The organism is Butyricicoccus sp. AF18-9LB (assembly GCF_027684505.1).
In the GTDB taxonomy this organism is placed as follows: domain Bacteria; phylum Bacillota; class Clostridia; order Oscillospirales; family Butyricicoccaceae; genus Agathobaculum; species Agathobaculum butyriciproducens.
This window is the reverse complement of the sequence record NZ_JAQCWA010000012.1, coordinates 67,743-87,168: the sequence shown is the minus strand read 5'-3', so window position 1 is coordinate 87,168 and position 19,426 is coordinate 67,743. Positions and strand designations below refer to the sequence as shown.

14 protein-coding genes are annotated in these 19,426 nt (G+C 55.4%); 5 read left to right on the top strand and 9 right to left on the bottom strand.

Annotation, left to right across the window (positions count from 1 at the left end):
* Window positions 1-72: 72 nt before the first annotated feature.
* From PGY33_RS08970 to PGY33_RS08960, 3 genes are all read right to left on the bottom strand, one after another.
* Window positions 73-840, bottom strand: coding sequence for a tRNA threonylcarbamoyladenosine dehydratase (locus PGY33_RS08970; RefSeq protein ID WP_118480166.1), 768 nt, complete (start codon window positions 838-840; stop codon window positions 73-75).
* A gap of 860 nt (window positions 841-1,700) precedes the next feature.
* Window positions 1,701-3,020 (bottom strand): MATE family efflux transporter, encoded by a 1,320-nt coding sequence (locus PGY33_RS08965; protein ID WP_270478282.1) that lies wholly within the window; start codon window positions 3,018-3,020, stop codon window positions 1,701-1,703.
* 148 nt (window positions 3,021-3,168) lie between these two features.
* Window positions 3,169-4,509, bottom strand: a complete 1,341-nt coding sequence (locus PGY33_RS08960) for an S-layer homology domain-containing protein (RefSeq protein WP_118359515.1) — start codon at window positions 4,507-4,509, stop codon at window positions 3,169-3,171.
* 362 nt (window positions 4,510-4,871) lie between these two features.
* Here PGY33_RS08960 and PGY33_RS08955 point away from each other — a divergent pair, with 362 nt between their 5' ends.
* Both PGY33_RS08955 and PGY33_RS08950 read left to right on the top strand, forming a co-directional pair.
* Window positions 4,872-6,092, top strand: a complete 1,221-nt coding sequence (locus tag PGY33_RS08955; RefSeq protein WP_330424804.1) for an MBOAT family O-acyltransferase — start codon at window positions 4,872-4,874, stop codon at window positions 6,090-6,092.
* Window positions 6,093-6,105: 13 nt separating this feature from the next.
* Window positions 6,106-7,263, top strand: coding sequence for an alginate O-acetyltransferase AlgX-related protein (locus tag PGY33_RS08950; protein WP_118480172.1), 1,158 nt, complete (start codon window positions 6,106-6,108; stop codon window positions 7,261-7,263).
* Between the two features lie 82 nt (window positions 7,264-7,345).
* Here the strand turns inward: PGY33_RS08950 and PGY33_RS08945 are convergent, their stop codons facing one another.
* The 4 genes from PGY33_RS08945 to PGY33_RS08930 form a co-directional block, all read right to left on the bottom strand.
* Window positions 7,346-8,503 (bottom strand): Gfo/Idh/MocA family protein, encoded by a 1,158-nt coding sequence (locus PGY33_RS08945; RefSeq protein WP_118480174.1) that lies wholly within the window; start codon window positions 8,501-8,503, stop codon window positions 7,346-7,348.
* Between the two features lie 183 nt (window positions 8,504-8,686).
* On the bottom strand, window positions 8,687-9,559 hold the full coding sequence (locus PGY33_RS08940; protein WP_158574443.1) for a mechanosensitive ion channel family protein: 873 nt from the start codon (window positions 9,557-9,559) through the stop codon (window positions 8,687-8,689).
* Window positions 9,560-9,993: 434 nt separating this feature from the next.
* Entirely contained in the window at window positions 9,994-10,926 is a 933-nt protein-coding gene (locus PGY33_RS08935; protein WP_270478280.1) for a DUF975 family protein, read from the bottom strand.
* Window positions 10,927-10,946: 20 nt separating this feature from the next.
* The gene (locus PGY33_RS08930) at window positions 10,947-12,581 is read right to left on the bottom strand and encodes a VanW family protein (protein ID WP_118480180.1); all 1,635 of its coding nucleotides are present in this window, start codon (window positions 12,579-12,581) and stop codon (window positions 10,947-10,949) included.
* 239 nt (window positions 12,582-12,820) lie between these two features.
* On the opposite strand from PGY33_RS08930, the gene PGY33_RS08925 reads away from it, so the two are divergent.
* From PGY33_RS08925 to PGY33_RS08915, 3 genes are all read left to right on the top strand, one after another.
* A complete protein-coding gene (locus tag PGY33_RS08925; protein ID WP_199667432.1) occupies window positions 12,821-14,008 on the top strand; it encodes a cation:dicarboxylate symporter family transporter in 1,188 nt (395 codons plus the stop codon).
* 76 nt (window positions 14,009-14,084) lie between these two features.
* Window positions 14,085-14,660, top strand: a complete 576-nt coding sequence (locus tag PGY33_RS08920; protein WP_118359676.1) for a phosphatase PAP2 family protein — start codon at window positions 14,085-14,087, stop codon at window positions 14,658-14,660.
* Window positions 14,657-16,075 (top strand): lipopolysaccharide biosynthesis protein, encoded by a 1,419-nt coding sequence (locus PGY33_RS08915; RefSeq protein WP_270478277.1) that lies wholly within the window; start codon window positions 14,657-14,659, stop codon window positions 16,073-16,075. Before PGY33_RS08920 ends, PGY33_RS08915 begins: the two co-directional genes overlap by 4 nt.
* Before the next feature lie 274 nt (window positions 16,076-16,349).
* On the opposite strand, the gene PGY33_RS08910 is transcribed toward PGY33_RS08915, so the two are convergent.
* Window positions 16,350-16,775, bottom strand: a complete 426-nt coding sequence (locus PGY33_RS08910) for an RrF2 family transcriptional regulator (RefSeq protein WP_110436718.1) — start codon at window positions 16,773-16,775, stop codon at window positions 16,350-16,352.
* A gap of 69 nt (window positions 16,776-16,844) precedes the next feature.
* Window positions 16,845-19,412 (bottom strand): translation factor GTPase family protein, encoded by a 2,568-nt coding sequence (locus tag PGY33_RS08905; RefSeq protein WP_270478275.1) that lies wholly within the window; start codon window positions 19,410-19,412, stop codon window positions 16,845-16,847.
* Window positions 19,413-19,426: the final 14 nt, after the last annotated feature.

Sequence of the window (19,426 nt, the reverse complement as noted above, 5' to 3'; positions counted from 1 at the left end):
TACTTCAAAATATTGTCTAACTTTTTGGGGTCACTTCATGCATTTGAGATGACGGTTTTTGTTTTGCCTGTGTTATCCTTTATTCTCCACGCCGGTCAAGTCCTGAACAACTTCACCTGCGATGATAAGACCCGCAACAGCAGGCACAAACGCCGTGCTGCCCGGAACCTGTCGGCGCTGTGTGCATTTTCTGGCAGTGCCCGGCGGGCAGATGCAGTTCTGGCGGCAGCTGATCGCCATATCGTCGATTGGCGTCATAGCCGGCTCCTTGGAGTACACGACCTTGAGCTTGCGGATGCGGCGCTTACGCAGCTCATAGCGCATAACACGCGCGAGCGGACAGCCGGAGGTCTTATAAATATCCGTCACTTCCAGCTTGTCGGCGTGAATCTTGTTGCCTGCACCCATGCAGCTGATGATGCGCGTACCGGCCTTGGTTGCCTGCTCGATCAGCTCGAGCTTGCCGGTTACGGTGTCGATGGCGTCTACAACGTAGTCATACTGGGTGAAATCGAACTGAGAAGCGGTCTCAGGCGTGTAAAAGGTTTTGTAAATGTTGACCATGCAGTCCGGATTGATATCGTGAATACGCTCGGCGGCGGCCTCTACCTTGTATTGACCGACCGTCTTGCGGGTAGCGATGATCTGGCGATTGATGTTGGTCAGGCACACCTTATCATCGTCGATGAGGTCAAGTGTACCGACACCCGAACGCGCCAGCGCTTCTACCGTGTAGCCACCCACGCCGCCGATGCCAAACACCGCAACACGCGCGTTGTACAGGCGCTCCATGCCCTGCTTGCCAAGCAGCAGCTCGGTTCTCGAAAATTGATTGAGCAAGTTTTTTCTCCCTTTCGTGCAGTTTTTCGCTTAGTTATAAGTATAACGGGGAATGCCTACTGTGTCAATAGGAAAGCTGTCGTTTCCCTGCACCGATTGACCCGGGGGGCTCGAACTGCGCAAGCGTGTTCGTCCCTGACGGGCGGTGTGTTTTTCACTGAGATTCAACGGGGGGATTCGCCGCCCACGGGGACAGCGGGAACGTCGCGGCGCCCGCTGCGTGGCAAAAAGGAAGGGACACCTACGTTTTCCCTTCCTCTTTGGACTCCTACCTTTCCCTTGTTTGATAGTCCGGCGCAGATTGCCTCCATGTGACCGCTTCGAAATCGGGAACGGCAGAGGATTTTTACTACCGTGTCTTTCGAAACCTGTTCGCAGGGTCAGATACATTACTGCTACACAGACCGGAAAGTCTCCGCAGGCGCAACACAAGGTGAATTGCCCACAGGGCAAGAGCGAGTCCCCCGGGGATACCCGTGCTGCGAAACTCTTTAACACGTTATACCGCACGGCACCTACGGATTAGGCGTTTGATACAATTTATCTTCGCAGGCCCTATCTATCATAACGCGCTGACGAATTGTGCGGCACTGTTATGCCGCACCCAGCGTAGAATAGCCGAGCTGTATAGCAGAACGCTATCTGACACTGCGAATAGGTAAAGAAATGGGAGCACACTGTGCTCCCCTACGGTAGAAAAAATCCTCTGCCGTTCCCCTTTTCGAAGCGGTCGCCGATCTCTGGTCTGCGCCAGACTCGGAAACAAAAGGAAACGGGAGTTAAGAGGGTAGAAACCGTAGGTGTCTACCCTCTTGCCCACCGCCGCGGGCGCGGCAGGCGCCCGCGCGGCGTCAGCGCAGTTATACTCGCTTCCAAGCGACCAATGCCACTCCTGCCGAGATAAACTCCGTCACCCAGAACGCATGCCAAACGCCATTCGCACCCATAATCTTACACAGCACGACCGCGATCGGCAGAATGACCACGGTATACCGGCACAGCGAAATCACGAGCGACGCCGTACCCTTTCCGAGTCCTTCCAGTGCGCCGGATGCCGTAACCGAAACCGCCGAAACAAGAAATCCCACACAGATAATGCGCAGCGCATGTGCACCGATAGCCACCGTCCGGACATTTTCGGTGAAAAGTGCCATCAGCGGAGATGCGAACGCCAGACACAGCACAGTGCCGATCATCATAATGCACGCACACAGCGCAAGCGCTACCTGAAAAATACGGCTGACGCGTTCCCGCTCACCCGCGCCGTAGTTGTAACCGATCACCGGACGCATACCCTGAATAATGCCGCTCGCAGGCAGATACAGGAAAGTCTGCAGCTTGTAATAGATGCCGAGCACGACCACATACGCCTGACTGAGCTCAGCCAGCAGCGCATTCAGACACGAGATGAGCAATGACGGCAGCGCCAGATTGAGTGCCGCCGGAATGCCGATCGCATACAGCCGTGCCGTGATGCCTCGAGTACCGTGCAGCCCCTTGCGTGTGATATGCACGGACACCGGCCGCAGCCGATATATCACCAGATAGAACGCCAGCGTTACCAGCTGGCCGATGCCGGTGGCGAGTGCCGCGCCGCGCATGCCGAGCTGCGGGAACGGCCCGATACCGAAGATGAGCAGCGGATCCAGCACGATATTTGTCACACAGCCGAACAGCAGCGCTGTCATGGTCACCTGCATGCGACCCATCGCCTGATAAATCTTCTCGAACGCGAGACCGACCATGATAATCACCGAGAACGCGAACGCGATAGACGCGTACTGCGTACCCATCTCCGCTACCTGCTCAGAATCCGTGAACAGCCGCAGGAAACGCGGCATGACGGTGATGCACACGATCATGCTCACTACGCCGTGGATAACTGAGCACGCAATACCGCGCGTCGCCGCCGCGTCCGCCTTGTCGATCTCACCGGCACCGAGATGATACGAAATCACTGCGTTAATGCCCACGCCGAAGCCGATAGCGAGCGCGTTTATCAAATTCTGCACCGGATAGACCAGCGACAGCGCTGTTATCGCGTCCTCTCCTATTTTTGCAACAAACAGGCTGTCGATGATGTTGTACAGCGAGTTCACCAGCATGGAAACCACCATCGGCAGCGCCATTGAGAGCAACAGCGGCAGTATCGGCTTTTCCCGCATAAAGCGTTGGTTCACGTTCGGTTCCTCCCTTTTGTGCAAATAAAAAACCGCACGACCGGAATCCCGGTCGTGCGGCGAAAAAGAACATCTTGAGATGCTGTAAAAATCCACACAAATTTTAGTGAGATAAGTTTATCATAAAAGATGCGGAATTGTCAAGCCGTCAGTTAATCTCGGTCGGCAGATCGACATAGCTGCTCAGATCGGTCGGCAGCGTAATCTTAACCGCATCGCCGGTAGCGGTTACCTTAGCGGCTGCGTTCAGAGTTGCGCTGATGGTCTCGCCCTCTGCTGTAATATCAACCGTACCGGAAATCGCGGTATCGGTAAGCATGCCATTGACTGCCTTCGCGGTAACATTCATATCGCGGGTTTTGATGGAAACACCGTCCAGCATGCCGCCGAGCAGCTCGTCAAACAGGTCGGAACTGAAGACACTGTTCATGTTGTACTTAACGGTCATACCGCCGCTGCCCTTGGTAATGCTCTCGATCGCGCTGACCGGAACAGAACTGTTCATAGCAGAAATCTCCATGCCGTTCAGCACATCATCAAAGGACATCGCCATTTTGTACTTGCCCTGTGCACCCATATCCATGTAGTAAGTGCCATTGGTGAAGTAATAGTTAATATCCTGCGAAATACTGGTATCGCCGCCGTTCGCCAAAGACGGGTCGATCGTCATGTTCAGCTTGCCGCCAAATGCCATCACGGACTTGTCCAGCTCCTTGAGGTTCATATCGGCCTTAATCGTCATCGGCATGGACATATCGAGCAGCTTGGTGGTGCCGAGTTTAACGCTTGCCTTGATGTTCATATCCATAGCCATCTTGGACTCCGCCGAGGTGTTCTTCGCAGCGGTGTTGAATGTGTCCGCGTCTGCGAAAAATGCGCCCAGAGAAGCAGCCTTGGTCTTGTCAACCGCACCGTCTGCAACCAGCTTATCGAGCAGAATGCTGTCACTGCCCTTGACATCGGTATCAAGCGCGGTCAGGCTCATTGCAACTACGTTGTCACGCAGGAAATTCTTGGTGCTGCAATTGACATCGTCCACCAGGCCAACCTGCTCACCGAAATCCAGTGCTTTGGCATAGGTAAAATCGCCCTTGGCATCCGAGTAGCCGAGTGCGCGCAGCAGGAACGTGGTATACATCTGTGCAGAGCACTTGCCGGTCGGGTTATAGGCAGTCTCACTCATGCCGTTGGCAAGGCCGTTATCGTACAGGTACTGCACATACGGCTTTTCCCAGCCCTTCAGATCGGTAAACGGTGCGGTGTAGGTCAGCTTTTCCGCCTCAGCCTCCTTGCCCAGCAGGCGGACCAGCATTGCCGAAGCCTCGGCACGGGTAGGTGCCTTGTCAAGCTGGTAACCCTGATTCGTGCCCTGGAACAGTCCCACGTCCTTCAGGCGGTCCGCACAGTTTGTGAAGTTCGCCGCACCGGCTGTTGCCGTAATGCCGGCAGCAACCAGCATGGATGCCAGTGCGATTCTCATCTTTTTCATATTATCTTCCTCCTTTTGATTGAAAAAGCCAATAGATTTTCTTTATTATAGCATGGTTCTTAGGAAAAGTAAACAACAATTCAGAAACGATGCGGCTATCTGATGCATGATTGCAAATCCGCGCAGAACATGGTAAACTAAAGGTGCTTTTTGTCGGTTGTTTTGCCTTTCTGACAGCAATTTTACCATACAGGGATGTTTGCTACATGGTTTTCAGCAGTCTGATTTTTCTATTTTTCTTTTTGCCGGCGGCGCTGTTCTGCTATTATATCGTGCCGCAGAAATTTATCCGAGTGCGGAACGCGGTGCTGCTTTTATTCAGCCTGTTCTTTTATTTCTACGGAGAGCCAAGGCTGATCGGCATGCTAATTTTTTCGATACTGATGAACTACCTGTTCGGTCTGTCCATGCGCAGTACATATAGAAAACCGCTGCTTATTTTGTGCGTTATCGCTAATCTGAGCCTGCTGGGTGTATTCAAGTATCTGAATTTCTTCATCAGCTCAGCGGACAGCCTGTTCGGACTGGGTATTCCGGTGCCGGATATCGTCATGCCGATCGGCATCTCGTTTTACACCTTTCAGGCGCTCAGCTACGTCATTGACGTATACCGCCGAGAGGTTCCGCCGCAGCACGATCCGTTTTCGCTGGCGCTATACGTTTCCATGTTCCCGCAGCTTATCGCAGGCCCGATCGTACGCTACCACGATGTCAACGTGCAGCTTGCCGTGCGAAAACACTCGTTTGCGCAGTTTTCCGAGGGTATCAGCCGCTTCCTGTTCGGGCTCAGCAAAAAGGTACTGCTGTCCAATGTGTTCGCGCAGATTGCGGACGGCGTATTCAAATATGCACCGAGCGAGCTGTCCGCTGCCGGTGCGTGGATGGGCGCGATTGGCTATACGCTGCAGATTTACTTCGATTTCTCCGGCTACTCGGATATGGCGATCGGTCTCGGCAAAATGTTCGGCTTTGCGTTCCTCGAAAACTTCAACTATCCGTACATCAGCAAGTCGGTCACCGAGTTCTGGCGCCGCTGGCATATCTCGCTGTCCACCTGGTTCCGCGACTATGTGTACATTCCGCTCGGCGGCAACCGGTGCTCGCCCGCACGGCACATTTTCAATCTGCTTGCCGTATGGACCCTGACCGGCTTCTGGCACGGTGCCAACTGGACGTTTATGGCATGGGGTCTGTACTTCGGTATCCTGCTCATTCTGGAAAAGAAATTCCTCGCCGGATGGATTACGCGCCTGCCGTCCGTGCTGCAGCATGTCTATGCGCTGTTTTTTATCGTCATCGGCTGGGTGTTCTTCCGCAGCGATTCGATGGGACTGGCAGTGCAGTATCTCGGCAGCATGTTCACCTCGGCGGTGCCGCTCAACCGGTTCGTAATCGAATATCTGCTGCGGTTCTGGCCATACTTGCTGTTCGGTGTTGTATTGTCCGCGCCGGTGTTTCCGCGTCTCAAGGCCTCCCGTGTATGGCGCGTGCTGGAGTTTCCGGTGCTGGCTGTCCTGTTCACGCTGTGCCTGATGCGCCTGCTCGCCAGCAGCTACAACCCATTTATCTACTTCCGCTTCTGAGGAGGGTTGAGACATGAAAAACGCAAAGCATATTGTCAAAACCGTGCTGTTCTGCGGTACGCTGGTCGTTTTTTCGGCTGTCAGCGTATTCAGTCCGAAGGAAAAAGGCTCGTTTTACGAAAACCGCAGGCTGGCGGTCTTTCCGGTGCCGAGTGTCGATACCGTGCTGGACGGTACGTTTTTTCCCAATGTGGAAACCTATATCAGCGACCACTTTGCCTGCCGTGTTCCGCTGCTGCGGCTGAACGTCCGCAAGGAGCTTGCGCTGCACAATCCGGTCGTCAGCAACACGGTTATCGCGGGTGATACGCTGCTGCCCTATCACGGCAAGCCGCGCACCGATTACAACCATGAGGACATGCAGACCGTATTGGATGCGCTCTCGCAGGTAAACACGGTGTGTGAGACTGTCGGTGCAAGGTTTGTCTATCTGTCCATTCCCGAGCAGAGCAGTGCTTTGCGGTACAAGTATCCGTCGTACCTCACGTCTGGCACCTACACGGATGATTCCATGCGCACGGACTTCCTCGCCGGACTGGATGCGCGCGGCATTGACTGCCTGAACATGGCTGACTATCTCTGCACCGATCCGGAGAAATATTACAGCAAAACCGACCATCACTACAACTTTTACGGCGCGTATGAGACCTATCTGCGCACTATGGAGCACCTGCAGACGCTCGGCATAGACGCACCTGTCACCACCGATGTGACCATCGAGCAGATTGAGCGGCCGTTCCTCGGTTCCCGCTCCCGCAAGCTGCTCGGTGAGTACCCTACGAATGACAAGCTGTACCGCTTCACACTTGGCACGCCCGTGCCCTTTGCGCGAGAGGATAGCGGCCAGCCGGTTGAGAGCACGGTAGTCAACGAAAATTTCAACAACGTGTATGATTACTACATGGGCGGCGACATTGGCGAAACCATTATTAAGACAAACCGTCCCGGTCTGCCGCGCGTGCTTGTCATCGGCGATTCGTTCACGAACCCCTTGGAGGGCATCCTGTATACCTCGTGCGACGAAATGCGCAGCCTGGATTACCGCCACTATGACGGCGAGAATATTCTTGATTATATCGCTGATTATCAACCCGATGTCGTGCTGTATGTCCGCGATGATCTGACCTGCATCACCACCGAAGGCAACGGCACGATGGGACTTGCGGAATAAAAAAGACACCCGGGGGTGTCTTTTTCAGGTAGACATGCGGTGCAATTGAGAACGGAAAATCCTTCTCGGGCTTTTACTTCAATTACTGCCAATCAAGCGGCTTCGGCTGCTCAAATGTAGTCGTTGGCTCACAGAAGATGTGCTCATGCGCACTCTTGAGGATGCACTCCATCACCTCAAGCGAATGCAGCGCCATCTCGCCGGAGGCACGCGGCTTGCGGCCCTCCTCGAGCGCGTAGACGAGATCCACCAGACCGATACCGCGCGGGTTCTCGGCGTGGCTGACCGAATTGTACGGATGGCTGTTCGGCACGACCGACCACGGCGCGTTTACGTTCTCCGGACGGCGCTCGGCATCCGCCCAGCGGTACTGGTCGGGCGTGCGCATGAGCGTATCGCCGCCGAACAGGTTAGGACCGGAAATCGGATCCTTCTCGTCAATGAGAACGGTTCCCTCGGTACCGTAAATCTCCATACGCGGCAGCTCGGAATCCCAGACGTCAAAACTGCAGGTCAGCGTCACCTGTGCGCCGCACACAAACTCAAGAATCGCGTTGATATGAGTATCCACGTCCACCGGCAGCACCTGTCCCTTGCTCGGGCCGGACGGCACGGTGCGCGTCTCTCCTGCCTTGGTGGCCATTGCGCAAACGCGCTTTACCGGGCCGAGCAGGCTGAGCAGCGCGGTGACGTAGTACGGCCCCATGTCGTACAGCGGGCCTGCACCCGGCTGATAGAAGAATGCCGGAGCCGGATGGTGGAACTCGTGCCCGTGACCGACAAACCACGCACCGCCGCCCGTGATGCGGCCCAGTCTGCCGCTGTCGATCAGCTCGCGGATGTTCTGCAAGCGACCGCCGAGGAAGGTGTCCGGCGCGCAGCCAATCAGCAGTCCCTTCTCCTTAGCAAGCGAAACAAGCTCCCTGCCCTGCTCAAACGTCATCGCCAGCGGCTTCTCCGTGTAGACATGCTTGCCCGCCTTCAAGGCTGCCAGATTATACTCATAATGTGCCTGCGGCGTCGTCAGATTGAGGATAATGTCAATATCCGGGTCAGCGATCAGCTCCATACCGGAGGCGTATGCCTTGGGAATACCGTGCTCTTCCGCCTTTCGCTGTGCCTTCTCCAGTCCGCGTGAGGCACACGCCACCACCTCGACTGCGTCATACTTTTTCAGATTGTTCAGGTAAACATTGCTGATGTCGCCAATGCCGATTACACCAACGCGTAATTTCCTCATCTTATGTTCCTCCCTTTGCTCTTTGACCATATTATAAAAGGAATGCGGGTGGTTGTCTTACAATATCTTGCGATTTCTTACAGGCAGGAGACAGGAGTTTCGGTTGCGGTTTACCGCTGCGCAGGAGACCACCGGCCGCCCGACAACACGGGAAATCATTGTCCGCTCCTCACTTCTGCCTCCTCATTCCTCACTTTTTACGACTTGCATGTGCGGATATGCAATATCAATGCCTTCTGCATCATAGGTAAGCTTAATGCCCTCGAGCACGGCGCACTTGAGCGCGAATGCAGTGGCGTTATCCTTCGCCCACAGCGATGCACGCAGAACAACTGCGGAATCCGCCAGCTCAAGCACAACGACCGGCACATCGGGCACGCCGTCCTTTTTCTGCTGCTCGGTGCGAATATCGAGGAAGGCCGGCTGCTTCCGCACCTCGCGGGCGAGCAGCTCTTTGGCTTTTTTGAGGTCGCTTTCGTAGGTAATCCCCACTGTCAGGAACACGCAGACCTTGCTGTCCGCATAGTCGGCGTTCTCGATGATGGCACTGTTCATCTTGCTGTTTGGGATAATGACGCGCTTGTTCTCGAACGTGCGGACTGCGGTATGATGCAGCGTGATCTCCTCAACGCAGCCGGTGATGTCATTATCGACATAGCGCACGACATCGCCCATCTTAAACGGCTTGAATGCGAGGATCATCACGCCGCTGACCACGCTGCCGAGGGCTTCCTGTGCAGCAAGACCGGCAACCACCGCGATCACACCGCCGGTAGCCAGCAGAGTACGCACCGCACTCGACAGCACCGGAATCGCACCTACGATGACCATGCCGCCCGCAAAGTACACCGCAGCAACCGCTATGTATCGCACAAATCCTAAGACGGTCGCAATACTGCTGTTCGTTTTCCGGTGACGGTCAACCAGCTTTTTCATCAGCCGATTGACCAGTCCGGCCGCCGCCAGCGTCAGGAGCAGCACCGCCACGGCCAGTATTCCCGTGGAAATCAGCTTTCCCAGCGGTGATTCCATAAATTCTGTAAACCATTCAAACATCAGGGTTCCCTCTCTTTCCGGAGATAGGTTTATTATAGCGTATCTGCGGGTACGATACAATAGGAAAAGCCTCGGAGCATACATCTCCGAGGCTTGAGGCTGTCGAAAAACTATCGTTTTCCGAGCAGCCTCTCGCTCGAAACCACGCTTTCGAGCGAATACTGAAGAAAAACCGCGCCCTACGGGCACATTTTTTCTTCCCTTGTATAAATTCCGAGATACATGCTCCCGGAATTTATGAATTTGCTTCGCAAATTCTATTTTATGCGTGCTGCCGCACGAAGCGTAAAAATTCAAATAATACTTTTTTGACAGACTGAAGCCTCGGAGCATACATCTCCGAGGCTTTTCACACGTTCATAAATGATATCCTGTCGTTTGCCTGATGCTATCACCGCATAACCTCCACGAATGCAGGTTGCCCGGCAGGATGCTTACCCTTCTGGATAAAACTCCGCCGACGGTTCGGTCAGATGCTCATACACACGCACGAACGAGCTTTCCATATACGCCGAAAGAAAACCGTTCAGCACAGCGGTCAGGCATAGCGCCGCCACCAGAGCCGCCGCGAACACCGCAATCGCCATGCCGGTGCTCATCGCAGTCAGGCCGACCGTACCGAGCAGGATACATCCCCACAGAACAACGGCGATCAGTACATACCAGCCGATAAAGCTGAGGTCGAACACAAACAGCTTCATCAGATTTCCGCGGAACGCCCATGAAGCCTCGCGCGTAGCCGCCCATGCGCTGCGGTTCTCGTCCTGCGCGAGCAGGAGCCAGCCAGCATTGTAGGTCTGCAGCTTAACGCGAATCGGAATCATCACCAGCAGGTACACAACCTGCAGCGCTCCCGCAATTACCTGATACTGTGCCGTATCCGAGACAGCCACAGCAACCGAAAATACGATTGCCGAATAGATGACGGTCGGTACGATCGACCAGATAATGCCGCGCAGCCACAGCGTAAACACCATGCGGATGCCCGCCCAGACACTTTTCAGCGAGGTGAACGGGTACATGAGCATACCCACCGTTACATCCTCGCCGTGTGCGAGACCGATGTAAAAGTGCATAAGGCCGAACTGCAGGGGGCCCGTGATCGCCAGCATAAGCGCAATGCACAGCCATACCGTATTCAATCCGCGTGAGAGTGCCGCCATCAACTGGTAATCGTTTGCGCTGACGCCGCCTGCGATGAGCGCGAACGCTCTGCCGAACACGGAAACGTACAGGATCACCATCAGCAGCACATACGGCACGAGGTACATCAGCTGGATGCCGATACACCGGCCAAGGTTTTCCATTACACGCGTCTTCTGCTCCCGCTTAAGCTGTCTGCGGGTCTCAGCTGTAAAATTGTTCATAAAATTCTCCGTTTTCTTTATCATTCACCGACGTACACGACCTCATCCCGCTTGGAATAGGTGGAACTGTTGGCCAGCACCTCGGTCGTCTTGCCATTTTCAGTAATCTGCTTGTAGGTCTTGGTCGAGTAGCCCGTGATGCCCGAGGTCTCCACGCGGCTGTCGCCTGCCTCCATCGAGCTGTCCGTCTTTGTAACGGTCTCCGGCTTGTAGGTCTCGAGCACCTCTGTGCGGGTCGTGACCGTCTTGTCGCTCGTTTTGGTGCCGACAATGGTCATGATCATCTGACCATCGGTCTGCTCGGCAAGAATCTTGACCGGATACGCCGTATTGTTGACGAACCGGAAATCCAGATTGCCGTAATCCACGGTTGCGTCCTCACCGAGCGGTGTGTAGGACACGGTAAACGAATGATTATGCCGTTCGATCACCTTCAAATCGGCACGCAGCACGGCCATGTACAGCGTCGAGGACGGTTGGCAGACACCGCCGCCGAACTCGTCAATAATCTTGCCGCCCGAGTAGGCATGCGCCTCCTGATAACCGCGTGCGGCTGTGCGCTCGCCAACCGTGCCGTTATAGGAAAACTCGTCACCCGGATTGAGGATAGTGCCGTTGATGGCTTTAGCCGCCAGACGGATGTTGTTCGTACGCGGTGCGTTGCCCTCATCGAGATTGGTCGCCGTACGCGCGAGTGTATCGTGGAACAGCTTCGCCTTGAGCGCCTCTGCCGTGATGGACGGCTGGGTGATCGTCACAGGAATGGTGTAGGTCTCTTGCGAGCCGTCGCCAATGATCTCCTTGGCCTTATCGGTGTCGAACGACACGCCTGCCTTGCCGGCGATGATGGTCTTGCCGTCCTCCTTGCTGACAGTAGCGTTGACCGGGTCACCGATAATGTCGGCTGCAATCTTGTCAACGTCAATCGCCGGAGCGGCTGTCACATCGGTCGAGACCTCATATGGCTCAAAGTCCATCAGGCGGATCTGATCAGTCAGCGCCTGCTCTACCGCATCCGTGTCAAACTTGACGCCCGGCTTGCCGGAATGCACGATCAGATTGCTGTCCTTCAGTTCCCAAGTCGGATTGACCGGTTCGGTCAGCGCCGTGTCCGCGATTTCGTTAAGCGTGCCGCGCAGGCTTTCCTCATCTACAGTTGCCGCAATCTGCGCCTCTCTGTGACCGCGCATTGCGCCGATGATATCGCGCACGCGCTCGAGCGGATTGCCGGTACGGCCTATTTCATAGGCGTTCTCGGCGGACTGGATGCCGTCCACGTTTTTCAGCACCTTATCGACCGGAATATCATAGTTGGAGCCGTAAATCGTCACCGTGACGTTCTTACCCTCGTACAGCGGCGCACTCTGGTCCTCGATGGTGTTTGCCGCATCATCGCGGTTCATGCCCCCGACCGCGATCGGTCCGACAGTCACGCCCGGAAAAACATTCGGGTAACAGTACACATAGCCGAATGCACCGGCTGCCGCCGCAATGACAACGCCGACGGCAATCTTTACACCGATAGGAACACGACGTTTCTTCTTCGGCTGCTTAGCTTCCGTCCGGATGACCTGCGCCGGTTTTTCCGGCTTTTTGGCCTGCTTTTTGATCAAATGCGCTCCCTTCTTCGGTTTGTTTGCGCTTTTATCTGCCATGAGTATACCTCTTAACTAATCTATGCTTGGAATATGCTTTGGATTCTCGATGCACCCGCCATTATTCGACAGGTATACCTTTATATTATAGCGCCCTGTATTCATGATAGCAACCACAAATTCGGATAAATTCGGTATACGCCGTCATAATCTGTCGCTTTAACTTGCTATCACGGCTCTTTTCTGCTATAGTATTATTAGTATGCTAAAATTTTTGTGAAAAAGAGGAGTAAATGCAAGTGAAACAATTAGGACTGTTAATTCGACTGATTATCGGCATCATCGCCGGTATCCTCATCGGTATGTGCGGACAGTGGTTCGGCATCGCGGACACTGGGTTCTTCGTTGCCATCATCCGCCTGCTGGCAACCTTTACCTCGCTGTTCTCAACCTTCCTGTCATTCATGATCCCGCTGATTATCCTGTCGTTCATCACGGTCGGCATGGCAGAGCTTGGCAAGAAGGCCAACCGTCTGTTCGGTCTGACCCTGCTGCTGGCCTACGGCACAACCGTTATTTCCGGCCTGCTGACCTTCTTCATCGGCAAGGCCGTTCTGCCGGGGCTCATTCAGCCCATCACCGGCGATGTACTCGAGAGCAACGCCTTCGAGCCGCTGTTCTCCATCACGGTTGACCCGGTGTTCGGCGTTATGACCGCACTTGTGCTCGCGTTCGTGATCGGCATCGGCATGGCAAACCTTAAGGGTGATTCCCTGCTGAATGTTTTCCGCGATCTGCAGAAAATCGTTACCGGCGTACTCAGCCGCATTATCATTCCGCTGATCCCGATCCACATCGCAGGTCTGTTCGCCAACATCGCAGCCGAGGGCCGTCTGGCGGCTACCGTCAAGATGTTCGCTTCCCTGTATGCCATTATTATTGTGCTGCAGCTGCTGTACATCGTGTCTCAGTTTGGTCTGGCAAGCATTGTCTGCCGCAAGAACCACTTCAAAAGCATGAAGAACGCCGCTCCGGCGTACTTTACCGCACTCGGCACCCAGTCCTCTGCATCGACTATTCCGATTGCGCTGAACTGTGCATATAATAACAATATAAATAACGACGTTGCCGACTTTGTCGTTCCGCTGTGCGCTACCATCAACCTCAACGGCGATACCATCTGCCTCGTACTCGGCTCGATGGGCATCATGCTTGCAAGCGGCATAACCCCGACCTTTGCCATGTTTGCTCCGTTTGTATTCATGCTGGGCGTTACCATGGTTGCGGCTCCGGGTGTACCGGGCGGCGGTGTTATGTCGGCACTGGGCCTGATCACCTCGATGCTCGGCTTCACGGACCCGATGCAGCAGCTTATCATCGCCCTGCACTTCTCGCAGGACAGCTTCGGCACTGCTACCAACGTCACCGGCGACCAGGCGATTGCCCTCATCGTGGACAAGGTAGACCGTTCTGCTTCCGAAAAATAACCGGAAAGTTGTTTCCATAGCCATCCCCCGGTCATAAAACAACTTCCAATCTCCTGAAAGGCGGCGATTCCGGTAAATGGATATTCTGCTCGATATTGTGCATTCAGTTGACTACGGCGTTCTCGCGTACATCTCGGAGCACTGGCGCGGTGGTCTGTCCGACACAGTCTGGAAGGTGTTCTCCCTGATGGGCAGCTACGGTGCTGTCTGGATTACGCTTGCCGTACTGCTGCTGTTCTTCCGACGAACACGTCGCGCCGGTGCGGCGATGCTGATCGCGCTCGGTGTCGGCTTTCTGCTTGGCAACGTGTTCCTCAAGAACCTTGTCATGCGGCCGCGTCCATTTGTCACCCACACCGACCTGACGGCGCTGCTCGTTCCGGAGGACCCGTGGTCGTTCCCGTCCGGGCACACGCTCAGCTCGTTTGCGGCAGCTTCGGCGCTGTACTTCTTCCACCATAAAACCGGTTTTCTGGCCTTTCTGCTGGCGGCAGCCATTGCGTTTTCGCGGCTGTATGCCAGCGTCCATTACCCGACCGACGTACTGGCCGGAGCGGTCATCGGCGTGCTGTGTGGCATTATCGCTGCATGGCTGACCGACCGCGTTACCGACCAGTGCCACACACTCCGGCTGAGAAAGGGCAAAAAATGAATCAATACAAACGCCTTCTCGGCAATACCTTTATCTTTGCGATAGGCACGTTCAGTTCCAAGATTCTCGTCATCCTCATGCTGCGTTTCTACACCGGCATGATGACGCAGGATGAAATGGGTGTCGCTGACCTGATCATCAAGACCACCAGTATTCTGTACCCGGTGGTGTCGCTGTCCATCGGACAGGCGGTCATCCGCTACGGACTTGAGCGCAAGTATTACAAGCGCAGTGTGTTTACCATTGCGCTCGTGACCGTGCTGTGCGGCTTTATTATCGCACTGCCGTTCCATCCGCTGCTGAGCCTCATCCACTATAACACCTCAGCGGGCGTTACCGGCTCACTGCTTGAGTATCAGTGGATCATCTACCTGTATGTTCTGACCTCGTGCACGCAGAATGTGTGCAGCCAGTTCATCCGTGCGCTCGGCCACGTCCGCCTGTACGCGATCGACGGCATTTTCCGTACGTTCGTCACCATCATGCTGAACATCCTCTACCTGAAGGTGTTCCGTTGGAACATCCTCGGCTATGTGTTCTCCATCATCTGCTCGGACGCGCTTTCCACTGTTTGCCTGTTCATTATCGCCGGTTTGTGGAAGTACGTCAAGCTCAAGCGTCTGGACATGCACCTGTGGCGCGGCATGCTGGCGTACTCGCTTCCGCTCGTACCGGATGCGATTCTCGTGTATATTATCGGCTTCTCGGATCAGGTATTCCTCGCTTCCATGCAGGATACCGCAGTCAGCGCCATCTACTCGATCGCCTATCGCGTGCCGACGCTGATTGCGCTTGTTGCGTCCATCTTTGTTGATGCATGGCAGATATCCATGGTCAACAACAACACCAAGGAGGAGCAGATCACGTTCTTCTCGAACGTCGGCAACACATACTCGTCCATCGTGTTCATCATCGCGTCCGGCGGCGTAATGTGCGCCAAGCTGGCTATGACAGTTCTCGCCGTGCCCAGCTACTATATCGGCTGGACGTTCATCCCGATTCTGGCGGTCGGCGCGGGCTTCAACTGCCTGTCCAGCTTCCAGAAAAGCGTGTACCTGCTGGAAAAGAAGACGGTTGCGTCCTTCCTGTCCACGGCATTCTCCGCGGTCATTAACATCGGTCTGAACGCCCTGCTCATCCCGCGGATGGGCGGCACGGGTGCGGCGCTGGCAACACTCATCAGCTATGTGGCTCTGTTCCTGTACCGTGCGATTGACAGCCGGCGGTTCATGCCGGTCCGCTGGAAGGTGCCGCGCTTGGCGCTGACCGTGATTCTGCTTACCGCGCAGTCCATGCTCATGCTGCTTGAGCCGCCGCTGTGGCTCGTCTGGCAGATTGCGCTGTTCGGCGCAGTTGCGGCACTCAACAGCCGCGAGATGCTGCTCAGTGTCAAAAAGCTGCTGCATCGAGCATAAGCTTATATGCAAAGGGAATGCCTGTGGGGTGTTCCCTTTTTTTGCGCTCCGAAAAGGAGAACGGCAGTCGGGTTATTCTTGCGTTTGTTTTGTAACCTATTCGCAGTTCACAAATAGCGTACTGCTACACATGCGGTTTACTCTTCGCAGGCGCGGCACAAGGTAAATTGCCCGAAGGGCAAAAAAAGCCGCTCTTCACTCTGAGGATAATTCTCCATTACTCAACCGAATGGAACGAAAAAAAGACAGACGAAAAATCGTCTGTCTTTTTGCGTTAGATGGAAAAATTAAGCGTTCCGTTATTGACAAGATCCTCGAGCGTGACCGAATCAACATAGTTATTGATTGCGTCATATAATCCGCGCCAAAAGCTGAGCGTAATGCATTCATCTACACGAGGACAATCCACTGGCTCATGCTCCAAACAAGCCACCGGTGCAAGAGAGCCTTCGGTAATGCGCAGAATATCGCCCACGGTATACTCCGAAGGATGCCGCGCCAGCTGGTAGCCGCCCTGTGCGCCTCGCGTCGAGATAACAAAGCCCGCACGCGAAAGCTGCACCACGATCTGCTCCAGATACTTGGCCGAAATCTGCTGTCGCTTGGAAATATCGCGCAGCGGAATGTAGCCGCCTGCGTCATGCTGCGCCAGGTCGATCATCAGACGAAGCGCATATCTTCCTTTGGTTGAAATCTTCATAGTTGCAAATTCCCCTTTTCACTAATATACCACAGGTTTACTATGAATTCAAGTCCAAACCGATTTTGTTTACAATTTTTTCAGAATTGCCTCAATATGCTCATTGGCCTGCTCTACTTCCCAGTGCAGCTCGGTCGCGGAGATACGCTCTGCGCCATGTCCGAGAATGATCATCTGCTCCATGCCGTCCGATGTAGCCACACGAACACGGTGCTTGCGCGATAAGTCGTAGGACGCCTGCTCAATGTACATATCCGCGGTTTCGGCCTCCTTGGTGTAGACGATATGGATACCGCCGCGCTGCTCAATTGAGCCGGTGCCGCCTTTGACCTTATAGGCATCGAACACGAGAATAAGATGGCATCTGCGCACACCCTGATAATTGCTCAGCACGTTGACGAGCGCTTCACGGGCTGCGTTGACATCACGGGCGGCAATGTCACGCAGCTCGTCCCACGAGAAGATGATGTTGTAGCCGTCCACGAGCAGATAATCGTCCTCACGGATGCGGGTGACGTACAGCTGCTCAAGCGTCGCGGCCTTTTTACGGCTCTGCTGAAAGGCTTCAAAGCCGCGGTTTTTGACCGGACCGTAGGTGCGTTCAAACAAGGCCCGCAGTTCCACATCGCCGCCGAAGCCGTCTCCGCCGCCTGTGCCGGAGGAACGCACCGGACGGACTTGTTCCGGCTCTTCTTCCCTAGGTTTAAGCACGTTTGAAGTATCAATATGCGCGTGCTCCGGCACCTCATTCCACTTGACAACATAGCCTGCACCGTGCGAGCAGAACACGGAATCCGGCGTATTCTCCACATCGGCGGTCGGGTCGTAGGCAGCTGCCGAGATGACTTCCTCCGCGTTGTGGCAAGGCGCGTAGCCGTTCGGCGTGCACGACAACCGACCGCGTCCCTTGGTGTACGCCGCGACCTCGGTCCAGTAGTTGCGCATGGTGGAAACCGGCGCCGTTCCGGTCAGAATCGAGCCGTGAGCACCCTGTTCCGGAGGCTCAAACGTGCCGTTCATTCGCTGAATGTCGGTCATGGCGCGTCCGACGCACTCGTCCGGCAGCTCCAGCCGAAACGCATAATACGGCTCAAGCAGCAGGCTTTCCGTGCGCATAAGGCCGTTGCGGACGGCGCGGTAGGTCGCCTCACGGAAGTCGCCGCCTTCCGTGTGCTTGACGTGTGCGCGTCCTGCAATAATGGTTATCTTCACATCCGTGATGGGTGCACCGGTCAGCACGCCCAAATGCGGTTTTTCCGCCAGGTGTGTCAGAATCAGGCGCTGCCAGTTCAGGTCAAGCACATCGGTCGGGCACGCCGTTGACAGCTGAATGCCACTGCCGCGCTCTGCCGGTTCAAGCAGCAGATGCACCTCGGCGTAATGCCGCAGCGGCTCAAAATGGCCGATGCCGATTACCGGCTCGGTGATGGTCTCGCGGTAGACGATGCTGCCCTCGTCAAAGGTCACATCCACGCCGAAGCGTTCCGCGAAAACGCTGGTGAGGATTTCCAGCTGTACCTCCCCCATCAGCTGCAGGTGTATCTCACCGAGCCGTTCGTTCCACACCACCCGAAGCTGCGGGTCCTCCTCCTCAAGCTGGCGCAGGTTGCGCAGCATGGTATGCGCGTCGCACCCTTCCGGCAGGCACACGCGATAGCCGAGAACCGGCTCGAGCACCGGCGGCAGCGCACCGGCTTCCGCGCCAAGACCCATACCCGGACGCGTGTGCGTGAGTCCTGTCACCGCACAGACCATGCCGCTCTCGACGCGCTCAGCCGTGCGGAATTTTTCACCCGAGTAGATGCGGATGCCGCTCACTTTTTCCTGCCAGCCGCCGTCCTCGCCGCCCGAAAGCTGCTCGCGCACGGACAGCGCACCGCCGGTGATTTTGAGATATGACAGGCGGTTGCCCTGTGCGTCACGCGCGATTTTGAACACGCGCGCACCGAAGTCCGCGCCGTACTGCGGTGTAGGAAGATAGCGTTCCAGACCATCCAGCAGCGCGTCCACGCCGTCCAGTCTGAGTGCCGAGCCGAAATAGCACGGGAACGCTTTTCGTTCCGCAACCAGCTGTGCGATCTGGCTGTCGTCCACCATTCCTGTCTCGAGGTACTGCTCGAGCAGACCCTCATCGCACACGGCAAGCTCCTCCGCCATTGTGTCCGGCGAAGTGAAGTCCACACAGCCGCTGTCCAGCCGCGATTTCAACTCCTGCAGGAGTGCATTTCGGTCTGCGCCGTCCAAATCCATCTTGTTGATGAACAGAAACGTCGGGATTCCCTGCCGCGTCAGCAGCCGCCACAGCGTTTCCGTATGCGCCTGCACGCCGTCCGTGCCACTGATGACCAGCACCGCACAGTCGAGCACCTGCAGTGTGCGCTCCATCTCCGCCGAAAAGTCAACGTGCCCGGGCGTGTCCAGCAGTGTGATCTCGGTGTGCGGCAGGGAGAACTCCGCCTGCTTGGAGAAAATTGTGATGCCGCGCGCGCGCTCAAGCGCAAACGTGTCGAGGAACGCATCCTGATGGTCCACGCGGCCTAATTTTTTCAGTGCACCCGCCTGATACAGCATGGCTTCCGACAGAGTGGTTTTTCCGGCATCAACATGTGCAGTGATGCCAATACAGATATGTTTCATAGCAAAATTCGCTT